The following is a 15,840-nucleotide window of genomic DNA, read 5'->3' on the forward strand; positions in this document are numbered from 1 at the left end:
TGTGCTTCCGTCCCGCTCGGCGGGAAACGTCGTGGAAGAGAACCCACCGTCGCCGGACAAGAAAACTTCGTTTCCCCTTTGCCTTTTATTTGCCATTCATTATCTTTGTCTCATTATGGACAACTATATCGTATCGGCCCGGAAATACCGCCCCGCGACCTTCCAATCGGTCGTCGGGCAGAAGGCTTTGGTGCAGACGCTCAAAGCGGCCGTCATCACCCGCAAGCTGGCTCATGCCTATCTCTTCTGCGGTACGCGTGGTGTGGGAAAGACCACCTGTGCCCGCATCTTTGCCAAGACCATCAACTGCGAACACCCTACGCCCGACGGGGAGGCCTGCAACGAATGCGAGTCGTGCCGTGCCTTCAACGAGCAGCGCTCCTATAACATCATCGAGCTCGACGCCGCGTCGAACAATTCGGTCGACGAGATACGCAGCCTCATCGACAAGGTGCGTGTGCCGCCCCAACTGGGCCGTTACAAGGTCTTCATCATCGACGAGGTGCACATGTTGTCGACGGCCGCCTTCAACGCCTTCTTGAAGACACTCGAAGAGCCGCCCCACCATGCCATTTTCATCTTGGCCACGACCGAGAAGCACAAGCTCCTGCCCACGATACTGTCGCGCTGCCAGATTTATGACTTCCAGCGCATCACCATCGAAGACATGGTCGAACATCTGCGCTATGTCGCCTCCCGGGAGGGGTTTACCGTCGAAGACGACGCCCTCAATGTCATCGCCCGCAAGGCCGATGGCGGCATGCGCGATGCCCTCTCCATCTTCGACCAGGTGGCGGCCTCTTCGGGCGGGAACCTCACCTATCAGAACACCATCGAGAATCTCAACATTCTCGACTATGACTATTACTTCAAACTCACCGATGCCCTGCTCGCCGGTGATGTCCCGGCCGCCCTGCTCGTCTTCGACGCCGTGTTGCGGGCCGGCTTTGGTGCCCAACTTTTTGTCAACGGGTTGAGCAGCCATTTCAGGGATCTCATGGTGAGCAAAGATGCCTCGACCCTTCCGTTGCTCGACGTGGGTGCCACGGTGGCCGGGCAGTATGCCGCTCAGGCTGCCCGATGCGACAAACGTTTCCTCTATGCGGCCATGGATTTGAGCAACCGTTGCGACCTCGATTACCGCATCAGCAACAACAAGCGTCTGCTTGTAGAGCTCATGCTCATAAAGATTTGTTCCCTGAATGCCCCGGTCGTGAGCCAGCCGTTGGCCGGCACGACCCTTGCCGCGGCCGTTCCCCCTGCGACGGCAAACCCTCGTCCAGCGGTGTCGCCGGCTACCGCTCACACAAATAAACCGGCTGCCGACCCCTCTGCTCCGGCAGAGAGGGAACCGGCTGCCCCTCGGGAGGAAGTGACGGAGTCCGCCTCGCAGGAGACTCCGCAGCGGCCTCCGATTCCGGTTGCGCAAGTGGGCTCTCCTTCCAAACCGACCGCCCGCAAGATTCCCCGCATCTCGCTCAAACACGGCATCGAGCCCGACCCTTCCGAGACACCTGTCGTTGAAAAACAGCCGACTGCCGAGATGAACGAGCCTTTTACCCTCGATGCCCTGCACGAGGTGTGGTTGCGTTTTACCAAACAGATTCCTACCGAGACGGTATTGGTGCAGACGATGTATCTGTGCATGCCGCAACTGCTCGATGCCACGACATTCGAGGTGGTGGTCGACAATCGTGCGCAGATGGACAAACTCAACGGACGGGCGGCCGACCTCCTGGCTTTCCTGCGTACCAGTCTGCGCAATTCTCACCTCTCGATGCAGGTGCGCGAACGGGAGCGGGAAGAGCGGCAGAAGGCATTCAGCCCCGGTGAACGTTTTGTGTTGCTGGCCGAGCAAAATCCGGAACTCAACCGGCTGAAAGAGATTTTCGGCCTCGAACTCTCCTGAATTTTTTGTCGCCCTGCTGGCGACGGGTCGACTTGTGAGGGACGGGCCGCGAGGCGGATTCTCTTGCATCTGTCCTTTCCCCGCAATAGAGGGTTTTTATGACACTTTCCATAGACAGATGGCCCCGGGGAAACCAATACCGGGGCCATCTCTTTTATGTCCTGTCCGGATCCGTCGGGGTCATTATCGGACGGGGGGAGTAGAAACATGTCGAGCGTGACGGGGAGTCTCTTTTAGCGATGGCGGTACCGGCAGGAATCGGGGAGGGCAGAAAATGGTCGATATGTTTAAAAAAACGATATATCGAATAATATTTTGTCTGAAAACTCTTATATTTGCCCTGTAAAGCATGATTGTATGGAACAGATGAATATTGCGAATTTCTCCTTGCAAGAGGTTTTTAAGGAATCGAACGTGCAAAGCACCTTTCATGACGGTTGTCTCATCTCGACCTATCACGGCATCAATAAAAAAGAGATAGCTCAGGAGGTGCTTCCCATATTTTCATATCCCTGCCGCATCAATGCCATGACGGCCATCGTGTGCGAGAGAGGGAAGGTGCGTTTCACGTCGAACCTCAAACAGTATATTTTACAGGAGAATATGCTCTACATCAACGTGCCCAACACGATTGTGAAGGTCGACGAAATCGAAGACAGTGTGGTGCATCTCATGTCTTTCGACGAGAATTTCCTCCGCGATGTGCACATCGACCTGCACAACCTGTTGCCCCAGTTCTCCCTCGTCCTGGAAAATCCCTGCATCACGATTTCGACCGAGGAGCTCGACGACATGCGGCAACTTTTTGAGACGATAGAGCGTGAGATGAAGAAGCTCTCGGGGAAGCCTTACCAAAAAGAGATTCTGCGGGGGTATGCCAGCATTGCCATTTACAAGGTGTGTGCCATACTTTCCCGTGTTATGGAGATGCGCCAAACGGCCTCTATCGAGACCGTGCACAATCGGGGTGAAGAGTATTTCCGCGATTTCATGCGCTACTTGCAACAGCATTACCGGGAAGAGCGTTCGCTGAGCTTCTATGCCTCACTGCTCCACATTACCCCCAAATATCTGACGACGCTCATCAAGCAGGTCAGTGGCCGTTCGGCCGCCGACTGGATCGACGAGTACGTCATACTCGAAGCCAAGAATCTCTTGAAATTCTCCTCGATGAGCATTCAACAGGTGGCTTATTATCTCAACTTTCCCAACCAGTCGTTTTTTGGCACCTATTTCAAGCGGCGCACGGGCATGTCGCCGTCGGAGTACAAGCAAAGTTGATCGAGCCCCCTCCTGTATATGCCGTCGGCCGACACAGAGATGTGTCGGCCGACGTGTCGTTAGGGCGGAGCCCGTCGCTTATTTCACGGTGACGGTAAAACGTTTCAGCCCGTTGTCGGCCGAAGTTCCACCGTAAAGGATTTCGTATTTCCCGGGTTTGCACCATACCGAGCCGGTTGCCGGGTCGAAGAAGTCGAACGTCGAAGCCCGCAGGTCGATGCGCACTTTTTGGGTCTCTCCGGCACGCAGGTGCACCCGTTTGAAGGCGCGCAGCGATTTCTTGGGCCCTTGCGGGTCTTGGAGGTTGCGCACATACACCTGCACCACTTCGTCGCCGTCACGGCTGCCGGTATTGGTGAGGGAGAGGGTGAGGCTGTTTTCTTTGCCGGCGCGGGCTTTCTGGTCGAGCGACGCTTTGCCGTAGGAGAAGGTGGTGTAGCTCAGGCCGTGGCCGAAGGGGAAGAGCGGTTCTTCGGTCATGTATCGGTAGGTGCGTCCCGTCATGTTGTAGTCTTCGAAGTCGGGCAGTTGGGCGGTGCTTTTGTAGAAGGTCACGGGGAGACGTCCGGCCGGGTTGTAGTCGCCGAAGAGGACATCGGCCACCGCCGTGCCGCCGGCTTGTCCCGGGTACCAGGCTTGCAGTATGGCGTCGACGCAAGGCAACTCCTCTTCGAGGCCGATGGCGCTACCCGAGTTGAGTACGAGAATCACCTTCTTGCCGGCTTTTTTCAGCGCTTTGATGACCTCTCTCTGCACCTGGGGCAGTTCGATGACGGTGCGGTCGCCCCCTTTGAAGCCCGGATAGTTGACCCGCATCTCTTCGCCTTCGAGACGGGGCGTGATGCCGCCGGCAAAGACGACCACTTCCTCGTCGATGCTGCGGGCCAGGGCTTCGGCATCGACCGTGGCATATTGGCCTACGTCGAAGCGCAGGTGGCCTTCACCGCCGCCTTGCACATATTCGACGACGACATCATAGGATTTGCCGGCTTCGGCGGTGAATTTTATTTCGTTGTTGGCACGCGATTGCGAGTCGAACCAAAGGTTCGAGAGGGTGTCGCCGTCGATAATGAGGCGGAATCCGTCGTTGGCCGACAGGGTGAAGATATACTCCCCGTCGCGTTCGGGCGTGAACGTGGCGGTGTAGCGGCTCGAAAAGTCATAGAGCGATACTCCGGCCGCAAAACCGTCGGCGCCGCCGATGTCGAAGTTGAACGGGAGGGCTACATGGGTGCGTGTGACGGCGTCGCCCTGCATGTCGGTATTGTTCCAGTAGGTGGCCGAGAATCCGGTTTTACCCTCGGACGAACAACGGTTGAAGACGCTGTTGAAAATTTGGTCTTCGACCCAGTTGCACCCCTTTTGGTAGGAGAAGTCGATGCCCTTCTCCTGCAAGCCGAGGAGCAGGGTGGCGGTGTGCGAGGGGAATCCGTTGTAGTTGCCCCATTGCATCACCGAGTCGCCGGCGTTGGGGCCGATGACGGCAATGCGGCTTTGCTTGTCGAGGGGGAGTATGTCGTTTTTGTTGTAGAGGAGGGTCATGCTTTTGCGGGCCATTTCGAGGGCTTTGGCCTTGTGCTCGTCACAGTCTACGACCGAGTAGGGAATGCGGGCCCAGGGCACGATGCTGTCGGGGTCGAAAAGTCCCAGCTCGAAGCGGGCTTTCAGCAGGCGGCGCACCGAGGTGTCGATTTGGTCTTCGGTGATGAGGCCGTCGCGCACGGCTTTCACCAGCGACGAGTAGTTGCTTCCGCATTCGAGGTCGGTGCCGCTGATGACGGCATCGGCCGAGGCGGCCTCTTTCGACGGGTGCGTTTCATGATGGCCTTCCTTGAAGAAGTCGGTGATGGCGCTGCAATCCGAGACGACGATGTCGCGGTAGCCCCACTGTTCGCGCAGAATGTGAATGAGCAGTTGCTTGCTGCCGCAGCAAGGTTCGCCCTCGTAGCGGTTATAGGCACACATGACCTCTTTCACGCGGGCTTCCTGCACCAGTTCCTTGAAGGCCGGCAGATAGGTCTCCCACAAGTCGCGCGGGGCGATGTTTTCGGCATCGAACGAGTGTCGGTTCCATTCGGGGCCGCTGTGCACGGCAAAGTGCTTGGCGCAGGCGTGCAGCTTGTTGTATCGGGCCGTCGTGTCGCCTTGCAGGCCGAGCACCACGGCAACCCCCATGCGGCCGGTGAGGTAGGGGTCTTCGCCGTAGGTCTCTTGTCCGCGTCCCCAGCGCGGGTCGCGGAAGATGTTGATATTGGGGGTCCAGAAGGTAAGTCCCTGGTAACGTTGCAGCTTGTCTTGGGTGCGTTTGAATTCGTGGTGCTTGGCTCGCGCTTCGGTCGAGACGATGTTGAAGGTCTCATACACGGCTTTGTCGTCGAAGGTGGCGGCCATGCCTATCGTTTGCGGGAATACCGTGGCCAGTCCCGCGCGGCCTACGCCGTGCAGCGCTTCGTTCCACCAGTCGTAGGCGGGAATGCCCAGCCGGTCGACGGCGGCCGAGCCGTTTTTCATGAGCGACACCTTCTCTTTCAGGGTGAGGCGGTGCAGCAGGTCTTCGGCGCGTTCTTCGGGTGTGAGGTTGGCGTTTTGGTACGGTAACAGGTCTTGCGCTTGGGCGGTGAGCAGGCACAAGCCGGCGCAGAGGGAAGCAAGGAGTTGTTTCTTCATGGTTCTTGTATGGAATTTGAACAAAAATAACGAAAAGTCATGTTGCCTGCAAAGAACGGTTGTTTTTTTATCTTCCATGTGGACTTTTTCATTTCTTAGGAGGATTTTTGCGCCGTATGTGAGGAATATCGAAAAAAGCCTGTCGGCACATGTGCCGACAGGCTTTTTTGAAGAGGGGATTACGGGCGATTAGGCCAGCAATGCTTTTACTTGGTCGTAGACGTTCTGTGCGGTGAAGCCGAGCTTCTCGTCGAGCACCTTGTAGGGAGCCGAGAAGCCGAACGATTCGAGACCGAACACCTTGCCGTTGGCGCCGACCAGCCCTTCGAGGGTGACGGGCAGTCCGGCGGTGAGGCCGAATACTTTGGCTCCCGTGGGGATAACGCTCTCCTGGTATTCTTTGCTCTGGGTGCGGAAGAGACCTTCCGACGGAGCCGACACGATGCGCACCTTGATGCCTTCGGCGCGGAGTTTTTCGGCACCGGCCACGAGGGTCGATACTTCCGAACCCGAGGCCACCAGCACCACGTCGGGGTCGGCATCGGAGCCGGCCACGATGTAGGCGCCTTTGGCTACGAGGCTGTAATCGTTACCGGCGGGCAGGTTGGCGATGTTCTGCCGCGAGAAGATGAGCGCCGTGGGGGTAGTGGTGTTCTCCATGGCCAGCCGCCAGGCGACGGTGGTCTCTTCGGCGTCGGCCGGGCGGAGTACCAGCATCGAGTTGTGTCCTTTGTGGTTTTTGAGCTTTTCGAGGAGACGGATTTGGGCTTCCTGTTCTACCGGTTCGTGGGTGGGGCCGTCTTCACCGACGCGGAAGGCGTCGTGTGTCCAGATGAACTTCACGGGGGTCTCCATGAGGGCGGCCATGCGGGCGGCCGGTTTCATGTAGTCGGAGAAGACGAAGAAGGTGGCGCAGGCCGGTATCACACCGCCGTGCAGGGCCATGCCTATGGCGCAGCAGGCCATGGTGAGCTCCGACACGCCGGCTTGGAGGAAGGCTCCCGAGAAGTCGTCGCGGGTGAAGGCGTGGGTCTTTTTGAGGAAGCCGTCGGTCTTGTCGGAGTTGGAGAGGTCGGCCGAGGCGACAATCATGTTCTCTACCTGTGTGGCCAGCGCTCCGAGTACCGTGGCCGAGGCGGCGCGTGTGGCGGCGCCGGCTTTTTGCTCGATGGCGTCCCAGTTTACGACGGGGGCTTTCCCGGCAAACCAGCTTTCCATCTTGGCGGCCAGTTCGGGATTGGCCTTGGCCCAGGCGTCACGGGCGGCGTAGCGCTCGGCGACGATTTTTTTGAGTTCTTCGGCGCGGGCGGCGTAGAGGGCTTGCACTTCGGGGAAGATTTGGAAGGGATTTTCGGGGTCTCCGCCGAGGTTTTTGATGGTGTTGACATAGGCGTCACCACCCAGGGGTGCACCGTGTGTGGCGCAGTTGTTTTCGTAGCTGCTGCCGTCGGCCTTGCGGGCGCCTTTGCCCATGACGGTCTTGCCGATGATGAGGGTGGGTTGTCCCTTCTCCTCCCGGGCCCGGTTGAGGGCGCAACGTATCTCGTCGGGGTCGTTGCCGTTGATGGAGATGACTTTCCAGCCCCATGCCTCGTATTTTTGGGCGACATTCTCGCTGGTCACGGCGTTGGTGGCCGTCGAGAGCTGTATGTCGTTGGAGTCGTAGAACATGATGAGGTTGTCGAGGCCGAGGTGTCCTGCCAGACGGCCGGCTCCCTGCGAGATTTCTTCCTGCACGCCACCGTCGGAGATGTAGGCATATATCGTCTGGTTCATCACTTCACCGAGGCGGGCTTTGAGGAATTTGGCGGCGATGGCGGCTCCCACGGCGAAGGTGTGGCCTTGACCCAGCGGGCCCGAGGTGTTTTCGATGCCGCGCATGACGTTCACTTCGGGGTGGCCCGGCGTGGGGCTGTCCCATTGGCGGAACTGGCTCAACTCTTCCATCGTGAATTTGCCGGTGAGGGCCAGCACCGAGTAGAGCATGGGCGACATGTGTCCCGGGTCGAGGAAGAAGCGGTCGCGTCCTTCCCAACGGGGATTTTCGGGGTCATACACGAGATACTCCGAGAAGAGTACGTTGACGAAGTCGGCGCCACCCATGGCTCCTCCGGGGTGTCCCGAGTTGGCTTTTTCGACCATTGAGGCAGCCAATATGCGTATGTTGTCGGCTGCGAGATTAGTTACTTTGTTGTCCATCAGATATTTGTTTTTGTATTTTAGTCTTACGCAAAAAGTTCTTTTTCGGTAAACGCCCCTAAATTACAATATTTTTCGTATATCTTTTGATATTTGACTGCATTATTTGCGTTTGGACGGTATTCGGCGGCATATCCCGAGTTCATGGCGGCCTGTGCGGCTTCGACGGTGGGGTAGAGGCCGGCGGCCGTGGCGGCGAACATGGCGGCGCCGAGTGCACAGGCCTGGTCGGTGCGGCATACCTTGATGGGCATGTTGAGCACGTCGCTGAGGGTTTGCATCACAAAGGGCGATTTCAGGGCGATGCCACCGATGCCGATGACGTGGTCGATGCGCACGCCTTCGCTGCGGAACCGCTCGATGATGGCTCGCGAGCCGAACGCCGTAGCCTCGACCAGGGCCCGGAAGATGCGCGGTGCGTCGCTGCCGAGGGTGATTCCCGTCAAGGTGCCTTTGAGCAGTTGGTTGGCATCGGGGGTGCGGCGGCCGTTGAGCCAGTCGGTGGCGAGGAGGGCGTTCTCGTCGACGGGCAGTTTCTCGGCCTCGGCGGTGAGGCGGGGAATGATTTGGTCGGCCGTTTCGGCGATGAGTTTTTCCTTGGTGGCCTCGTCGATGATTTCCGATTTGGCCAATATCTCACGGAGCGGATATTCGAGCACTCGTTTGAACCAGGCGTAGACGTCGCCGAAACTCGATTGGCCGGCTTCGAGACCTATCATGCCGGGAATGACCGAGCCGTCGACCTGGCCGCAGATGCCCCGAATGAGTTTGTCGCCAATCTCTTCATAGGGAACGACCATCACGTCGCAGGTCGAGGTGCCGATGACACGCACGAAGGTGTGCGGGGCGATGTTGGCACCCACGGCGCCCATGTGGCAGTCGAAGGCTCCGCCGGCCACGACGACGTCGGTCGACAGTCCCAGCCGCCCGGCCCACTCGGGCGAGAGGGTGCCTACCGGTTTGTCGGCTGTCTCGGTCTTGTCGAAAAGGCGGCTGCGGAATCCGGCCAGCAGCGGGTCGAGCGTGGTGAGAAACTCCTCGTCGGGCAGTCCGCCCCAGCTCTCGTGCCACATGGCTTTGTGGCCGCCGGCGCAGCGGCTGCGCACGATGTCACGGCTGTGTTTCACGCCGGTGATGAGGGCCGGCAGCCAATCGCAATATTCCACGATGGAGTAGGCTTTGGCCCGCACTTGCGGGTCTTCGCGCAAGATGTGGAGGGCTTTGGCCCAAAACCACTCCGAGGAGTAGATGCCTCCTTCATAGGAAGTGTAGTCGGTGTGCCAGCGACGGGCGAGGTCGTTGACCTCGGCGGCCTCTTTCACGGCGGTGTGGTCTTTCCACAAGACAAACATGGCGTTGGGGTTCTCGGCAAACTCGGGCAGGAGTGCCAGCGGGTTGCCGCTTTCGTCGGTGAAGGCCGGCGTGCTGCCTGTCGTGTCGAAGGCGATGCCCACCACCTGCTCCGCCGTTCCGGCGGGGCAGGCAGCCAGTGCTTCGCGCACCGAGGATTCGAGCACCTCGACATAATCGAGCGGGTGCTGGCGATATTGGTTGGCGGCGGGGTCGCAGTATTTTCCCGTTTTCCAACGGGGATAGTATTTGACCGACGAGGCAAGCTGCCGACCGGTGGCTGCATCGACGACGATGGCCCGGGCCGAGTCGCTGCCGTAGTCGAGTCCTATGACATATTTACTCATAATCATTCGGTTTTAGCAGAGGGCTTTGTTGAGCATGTAGTAAATCTCGTTGAGGCGCAACTCTTTCTTGAATTGCGGAATGGTCGTGTTGGCGTCGATGACCACCAGTTCGATGCCGGCGATGTCGGCATAATCTTCGAGGTATTCGGTGGTGAGGTCGTAGGAGAATGAGGTGTGGTGGGTGCCTCCGGCCAGAATCCAAGCGGCGGCACCTACTTCAAAGCTGGGACGGGGAATCCACAGCGCCGAGGCGACCGGCAGCTTGGGCAGCTCTTTCGACTTGATGCAGTCGACTTCGTTGACGATGAGGCGGAAGCGGTTGCCCATGTCGACAATCGTGGCGGCGACGCCGGCTCCCTGTTTCGAGGTGAAGACGAGGCGGGCGGGGTCGTTCTTGCCGCCGATGCCGAGGGGGTGCACTTCGAGTTTGGGTTTGTGCTCGGCGATGAGGGGGCACACTTCGAGCATGTGGGCTTGCAGTATGGCGCTCTTCTCGCCGTCGAAGTTGAGGGTGTAGTCTTCGAGGAACGAGCAGCCGCGGGGCAGTCCCTGACCCATGAACCACATGGTGCGGTAGAGGGCGGCCGTCTTCCAGTCGCCTTCGGCGCCGAAACCGTAGCCTTCGGCCATAAGGCGTTGGCAGGCGAGGCCGGGAAGTTGGTCTACGCCGGCGAGGTCGTCGAAGTTGGTGGTGAAGGCTTTGGCCCCTTTGGCTTCGAGGAAGCGGCGCAGGGCTATCTCCTCACGGGCGGCGTTGCGCACCTGCTGGCGGTCTTTGCCGCCGGCTTGGCAGTTGGGGGCGAGGTCATACTCTTTCTCGTATTCGGCCACGAGGGCGTCGACTTCGGCATCGGTTACCTGGTCTTGCACGGCCACGAGGTCGGCAATGGGATAGTAGTCGACATGATAGCCCAGCCGCATTTCGGCCTCGACCTTGTCGCCGTCGGTCACGGCCACGTTGTTCATCTGGTCGCCGAAGCGAATGATGCGCATGTCCTGTGCGTCGGCCCAGGCGGCGGCCACCCGCATCCACACGGCGATTTTGGCTTGTGCGGCGGGGTCTTGCCAGTGGCCTACGACCACTTTGCGGTTTTTGCGCATGCGGGTGACGATGTGGCCGAATTCGCGGTCGCCGTGTGCCGACTGGTTGAGGTTCATGAAGTCCATGTCCATGGTCTCCCAGGGAATCTCCTTGTTGAACTGGGTGTGGAAGTGCAGCAACGGTTTGCGCAGCTCTTGCAGGCCGTGTATCCACATCTTGGCCGGCGAGAAGGTGTGCATCCAGGTGATGACGCCGATGCAGCGCGGGTCGTTGTTGGCGGCTTTGAGCGTGTCGGTCACTTCGCGGGCCGAATTGACGGTGCCTTTGTAGACGACTTTTACAGGCAGGTTGCCCGATTCGTTGAGCCCCTTTACCATTTCGTTGGAGTGGGCGTCGACGGCGATGACGGCATCGCCTCCGTAAAGCAGTTGGGCGCCGGTGACAAACCAGACTTCAAAATTTTCAAATCCTTTCATAGCGTGTTATTTTTTTGTTTGTTGATACATGAGGTTATTTTTTCTGCCCGTAGTAGGCGTTGGGGCCATGCTTGCGGCTGAAATGTTTCTCGACGAGCAGCGGGTTCATCGTGAGCTCGGGATTGATTTGGTAGGAGAGGTAGGCCATCTGGGCAACCTGTTCCATCACCACGGCGTTGTGTACGGCGTCGGCGGCGTCTTTGCCCCAGGCAAAGGGCCCGTGGTTGCGCACGAGGGCCCCCGGCGTGTGCAGGGGATCGATGTTTTTAAAGCATCTGATGATGACGCGGCCGGTCTCTTTTTCATAGTTCCCTTCGACCTCGGCGCGTGACATCTCGTCGGTGCAGGGTATGGCATCGTGGAAGTAGTCGGCGTGTGTCGTCCCGATGTTGGGAATGTCGCGGCCGGCTTGTGCCCAGGCGGTGGCGTAGGTCGAGTGGGTGTGCACGATGCCTCCGATGCCGTCGAAGGCTTTGTAGAGCATGAGGTGCGTGGGGGTATCGGACGATGGACGCAGGCCGCCTTCGATGATGTTGCCATCGAGGTCGACCACCACCATGTCGGCGGCCACCATCGTTTCATAACTTACGCCCGAAGGCTTGATGACAACCAGGTTGCTCTCCCGGTCGATGGCCGAGACGTTTCCCCAGGTGAAAATGACCAGCCCGTGCTTGACCAGGTCGAGGTTGGCACGGAATACTTTTTCTTTCAGAGCTTCTAACATAGCGGTATGTTTTTAAAGTTTGAATTTCGTGTTGGTTCGGTTATATACGTTGGCGTTGAACTGGTAGAGCGAGGCGCCCCGTTTCGACGATTCCTTGTCGATTTTGTCGGTTTTCTCGATACAGTCCATCTCGGCTACCCGTTTGCGGAAGTTGCGTTTGTCGATGGTCTCGCCGTAGATGGCCTCATAGAGGCTTTGCAGGCGGGTGAGGGTGAACAGCTTGGGCAGCAGGTTGAAGCCTATCGGTTCCCGGGCCGCTTTCTGTTTCATCTTTTCCCGGGCCTGCGCCACCATCTCTTCGTGGTCGAAGATGAGGGGCGGAACCTCGTCGATGTTGACCCAGTAGGCGTTATGCTCGTGCACCAGTTCGCGGTCGTATTCGTCGATGTTGATGAGGGCGTAGTAGACGACCGATATGACGCGTTCGCCGGGGTCGCGATTGATGGCGCCGAACGTGTGTACCTGCTCCATGTAGACGTTTTCGAGGCCGGTGAGTTCGGCCAAGACCCGCTTGGCCGCGTCATCGACACTCTCGCCTTCGCGCACGAATCCCCCCATCAGCGACCATTGCCCTTGGGCCGGTTCCATCTTGCGTTTGAGCAGCAGCAGGTTGAGCGACCCTTGCTGGAAACCGAAGATGACGCAGTCCACGGCGACGTAGTGTTTGATTTCGGAATGATAGTACGACATAGTTTGTTGTTGCACCCCTGCCGCACGGTTTGTCACGGGTGCGGCAGGGATTGTTGTTTTACCAGAAATACCAGTAGAATGCGGCGGTAATGGCTATAATGATGCAAGTGTGAATGATGTCCCACTTGTTCCAGCTGGCCCGGGTTTCGGCCAGTTGTTCCTTGCTGGCCGTTCCGAATACCAGCCCCTTGATTTTCTCTTCCGAAGGAGCCTGCGTGCAGTAGCTCACCACGATGACCACGAGGAGGCAGAAGAGGAACATCCAGCCGCAGAAGAAGAGCCAGTTGAGGTCGTAGAAGAGGTACTTGAAGAGGCTGTCGCCGGCTGCGGCTCCTGCGGTGGAGTAGTAGACCTTGGCGCCGAGGCGGGTGAGGCCGATAATCATGCCGGCGAGCAATCCCCACATGCCGCCCTTGGCCGAAGCGCGTTTCCAGCAGATACCGAGGAGGAAGGCGGCGGCGATACCGGGAGCCAGTACCGACTGCACGTCTTGCAGGTAAGCATAGAGCACGTCGCCCACGCTGCGCATGATGGGTATCCACAAGATGCCCAGCAGCACGATGACCACGGTGGCCACCTGGCCTATCACCACGAGTCTTTTCTCGGGCGTGTTGGGACGGAAGCGTTTGTAGAAGTCGATGGTGAAGAGCATGGCCGAGGAGTTGAAGAGCGAGGCCAGCGAGCTCATGAGGGCGGCCAGGATACCGCACACCACGATACCTTTCACGCCGGCGGGCAGCAGTTTCGATACCAGGGTGGGGAAGGCGGCGTCGGCGTTGTGCATGCCGTTGGCCAGCATCGGCAGGAATCCTTCACCTCCGGCGGCCAGCGATTTCTGGTGCAGGGCAAAGGCTATCATGCCGGGAATGAGGAAGAGGAAGACGGGCAGCAGTTTGAGGTAGGCGCCGAAGATGCTTCCGCGGCGGGCCTCTCTCTGGTTCTTACCCGAGAGCACACGTTGCACGATGTACTGGTCGGTGCACCAGTACCAGAAACCGATAATCGACGAACCGACGAGTGCGCCCAACCATGGGAAGTCGGGATCGCTGTTGCTGCGTATGAGGTCGGTCATCGAGTCGCCGTAATCGTTGACGGTGACGTTGCTGCAAATGCGCATCATCTCGTCCCAGCCGCCGAGTTCCCTGAATCCGAGAACCAAAATGATGAGCGAGCCGAGCAGGAGAATGGGGGTTTGCAGCACCGAGGTGTAGAGTACCGATTTCATGCCGCCGAAGATGGTGTAGAGGGCGGTGATGACCACCAGGCCGATGGCGGCAATCCAGAAGAAGTCGATGCCCCACAGCGTGTCGATGCCGAAGACCTGCTGGAAGACCAGTCCGCCGGCATAGACCGTCACGGCCACCTTGGTGAGCACATAGCTGATGAGCGAGATGAGCGAGAGTATGGTGCGCGACTGGGGGTTGTAGCGGCGTTCGAGGAACTCGGGCATCGTGTAGACCATGCTGCGCGAGTAGAACGGGACGAAGACCCAGCCGAGTATCAATATCATCCAGCCCTGAATTTCCCAGTGGGCCATGGCCATGCCGCTCGACGCGCCGGCGCCGGCAAGGCCGATGAGGTGTTCGGAGCCGATGTTCGAGGCGAAAATCGAGGCGCCGATGGCAATCCATGTGGCGTCGCGGCCACCGAGGAAGTAATCTTTCGAGTCATCTTGTTTCTGGCGCATCACCCATACGATGATGCCCACGAGGGCTAAGCAGAAGAGCCCTATGACAATCCAATCTAATGTTTCCACAATATGATTATTTAAGGTTTATAAAAACAGGTTACTCAGCAATCGAAAATCCGTAGATGCAGAGGCTCTCGTATTTCTCGCCGGGGCGCAGCAGGGTCGAGGGCCATTGCGGTTTGTTGGGGCTGTCGGGGTAATGTTGTGTTTCGAGACAGATGGCGGTGCGGGGGTTGTAGACGATGCCGCCTTTCCCTTTGACCGTGCCGTCGAGGAAGTTGCCCGAGTAGATTTGTATGCCCGGTTCGGTGGTGCGCACGGTGAGGCAGATGCCTGTCTCGGGCGATACCAGTCGGGTGGCGGTGCGTTCGGCGTCGCCGGCGGTGGCCAGTACCCAGTTGTGGTCGTAGCCGTTGGCGTTTTTCAACTGTTCGTTGTTTTCATGCAGGCGGGCTCCCACGGCCGTTTCGGTGCGGAAGTCCATCGGAGTTCCTTCGACGGGGGCTATCTCGCCCGTGGTCATGTAAGTGCTGTCGACGGGCGTGTAGCTGTCGGCATCGACCGTGAGCAGATGGTCGAGAATGGTGCGGGTGGGGTCGCCCGAGAGGTTGAAGTAGGAGTGGTTGGTCATGTTCACGACGGTGGGCGCGTCGGTGGTTGCCTCGTAGGCGATGACGATGGCGTTGTCGTCGGTGAGGTTATAGGTCACTTTGGCCTCGACGCGGCCGGGGAAGTTCTCGTCGCCGTCGGGCGAGTCCATGTAGAGTTCGAGGGTCTTGCCGTCGAGCTGGCGGGCTTCATACACCTTGTATTGCCAGCCGTCGGGGCCGCCGTGCAGGCAGTGTCCGAAGTTGTTTTGCGGCAGTTGCACGGTGTCGCCGTCGATGATGAGGCGGCCGTGGTCGATGCGGTTGGCATAGCGGCCTATCGACGCTCCGAAGTCGGAGGGCACGTTCTGGTAGTCGGCGATGTTGTCAAATCCCAATACCACGTCGCGCATTTCGCCGTTGCGGTCGGGCACCATGAGCGAGACGATGCGTCCGCCGAAATTGGTGATGCAGACTTCCATGCCGGCGGCGTTCTTCAAGGTATAGAGGGCTACCGGTTTTCCGTCGACGACGGTCTCAAAATCGGCCGGGTTGAGACCCGACAGGGTGGTTTCGGCCTTTTGCGTGCAGGAGGCACCCAGCAGGAGTGTCAGCGCGGCCAGGAGAAAAGCGTGTTTTTTCATGAGCATATAGATTTTATGTTATTGTCGAGGGTTGTGGATTTTAACGGTGTGAAAATAACACTTATTCGGACTGCTTATTCGTTTTACAATATGTTTTGCAACATAAAATGGCTCATTTTGAGGAGAATTTGTAAAGGGAAAGCCTTTTTTGGTTATCATAGGAGGGCTATGGGTATAAAAAAGACCTTTGTCCCATAAGGAGACAAAGGTCTTTTTGAATGTATGTCCGACGGT

10 protein-coding genes are annotated in these 15,840 nt (G+C 58.5%); 2 read left to right on the plus strand and 8 right to left on the minus strand.

What is annotated here, in order from left to right; genetic code table 11:
• Positions 1-115 precede the first annotated feature (115 nt).
• Positions 116-1,909, plus strand: coding sequence for a DNA polymerase III subunit gamma/tau (locus IAD09_01570; protein ID HIT80923.1), 1,794 nt, complete (start codon positions 116-118; stop codon positions 1,907-1,909).
• Between the two features lie 357 nt (positions 1,910-2,266).
• The gene (locus tag IAD09_01575; GenBank protein ID HIT80924.1) at positions 2,267-3,190 is read left to right on the plus strand and encodes a helix-turn-helix transcriptional regulator; all 924 of its coding nucleotides are present in this window, start codon (positions 2,267-2,269) and stop codon (positions 3,188-3,190) included.
• Between the two features lie 78 nt (positions 3,191-3,268).
• On the opposite strand, the gene IAD09_01580 is transcribed toward IAD09_01575, so the two are convergent.
• From IAD09_01580 to IAD09_01615, 8 genes are all read right to left on the minus strand, one after another.
• Positions 3,269-5,857: a glycoside hydrolase family 3 C-terminal domain-containing protein gene (locus tag IAD09_01580; GenBank protein HIT80925.1), complete on the minus strand. Its 2,589-nt coding sequence runs from the start codon at positions 5,855-5,857 to the stop codon at positions 3,269-3,271.
• Between the two features lie 189 nt (positions 5,858-6,046).
• Entirely contained in the window at positions 6,047-8,059 is a 2,013-nt protein-coding gene (locus IAD09_01585) for a transketolase (protein HIT80926.1), read from the minus strand.
• Positions 8,060-8,082: 23 nt separating this feature from the next.
• The gene (locus tag IAD09_01590; GenBank protein HIT80927.1) at positions 8,083-9,759 is read right to left on the minus strand and encodes a ribulokinase; all 1,677 of its coding nucleotides are present in this window, start codon (positions 9,757-9,759) and stop codon (positions 8,083-8,085) included.
• Positions 9,760-9,765: 6 nt separating this feature from the next.
• Positions 9,766-11,271: an L-arabinose isomerase gene (gene araA, locus IAD09_01595; protein ID HIT80928.1), complete on the minus strand. Its 1,506-nt coding sequence runs from the start codon at positions 11,269-11,271 to the stop codon at positions 9,766-9,768.
• A 34-nt stretch (positions 11,272-11,305) separates the two neighbouring features.
• Complete coding sequence (locus IAD09_01600) at positions 11,306-11,995, minus strand: L-ribulose-5-phosphate 4-epimerase (protein ID HIT80929.1); 690 nt, start codon at positions 11,993-11,995, stop codon at positions 11,306-11,308.
• Between the two features lie 12 nt (positions 11,996-12,007).
• A complete protein-coding gene (locus IAD09_01605; GenBank protein HIT80930.1) occupies positions 12,008-12,685 on the minus strand; it encodes an NUDIX hydrolase in 678 nt (225 codons plus the stop codon).
• A gap of 58 nt (positions 12,686-12,743) precedes the next feature.
• Entirely contained in the window at positions 12,744-14,441 is a 1,698-nt protein-coding gene (locus tag IAD09_01610) for a sodium:solute symporter (protein HIT80931.1), read from the minus strand.
• Between the two features lie 31 nt (positions 14,442-14,472).
• On the minus strand, positions 14,473-15,606 hold the full coding sequence (locus IAD09_01615; protein HIT80932.1) for a galactose mutarotase: 1,134 nt from the start codon (positions 15,604-15,606) through the stop codon (positions 14,473-14,475).
• Between the last annotated feature and the right edge of the window lie 234 nt (positions 15,607-15,840).

The sequence above is a fragment of the Candidatus Caccoplasma merdavium genome, from assembly GCA_018715595.1.
GTDB classification, from domain to species: Bacteria; Bacteroidota; Bacteroidia; order Bacteroidales; family UBA11471; genus Caccoplasma; species Caccoplasma merdavium.

What these genes read in the sequence shown, in the direction of transcription:
- IAD09_01570 (HIT80923.1), top strand. Translation starts at nt 116, where the DNA reads ATGGACAACTATATCGTATCGGCCCGGAAATACCGCCCCGCGACCTTC.
- IAD09_01575 (HIT80924.1), top strand. Translation starts at nt 2,267, where the DNA reads ATGGAACAGATGAATATTGCGAATTTCTCCTTGCAAGAGGTTTTTAAG.
- IAD09_01580 (HIT80925.1), bottom strand. Translation starts at nt 5,857, where the DNA reads ATGAAGAAACAACTCCTTGCTTCCCTCTGCGCCGGCTTGTGCCTGCTC.
- IAD09_01590 (HIT80927.1), bottom strand. Translation starts at nt 9,759, where the DNA reads ATGATTATGAGTAAATATGTCATAGGACTCGACTACGGCAGCGACTCG.
- araA (HIT80928.1), bottom strand. Translation starts at nt 11,271, where the DNA reads ATGAAAGGATTTGAAAATTTTGAAGTCTGGTTTGTCACCGGCGCCCAA.
- IAD09_01600 (HIT80929.1), bottom strand. Translation starts at nt 11,995, where the DNA reads ATGTTAGAAGCTCTGAAAGAAAAAGTATTCCGTGCCAACCTCGACCTG.
- IAD09_01605 (HIT80930.1), bottom strand. Translation starts at nt 12,685, where the DNA reads ATGTCGTACTATCATTCCGAAATCAAACACTACGTCGCCGTGGACTGC.
- IAD09_01615 (HIT80932.1), bottom strand. Translation starts at nt 15,606, where the DNA reads ATGAAAAAACACGCTTTTCTCCTGGCCGCGCTGACACTCCTGCTGGGT.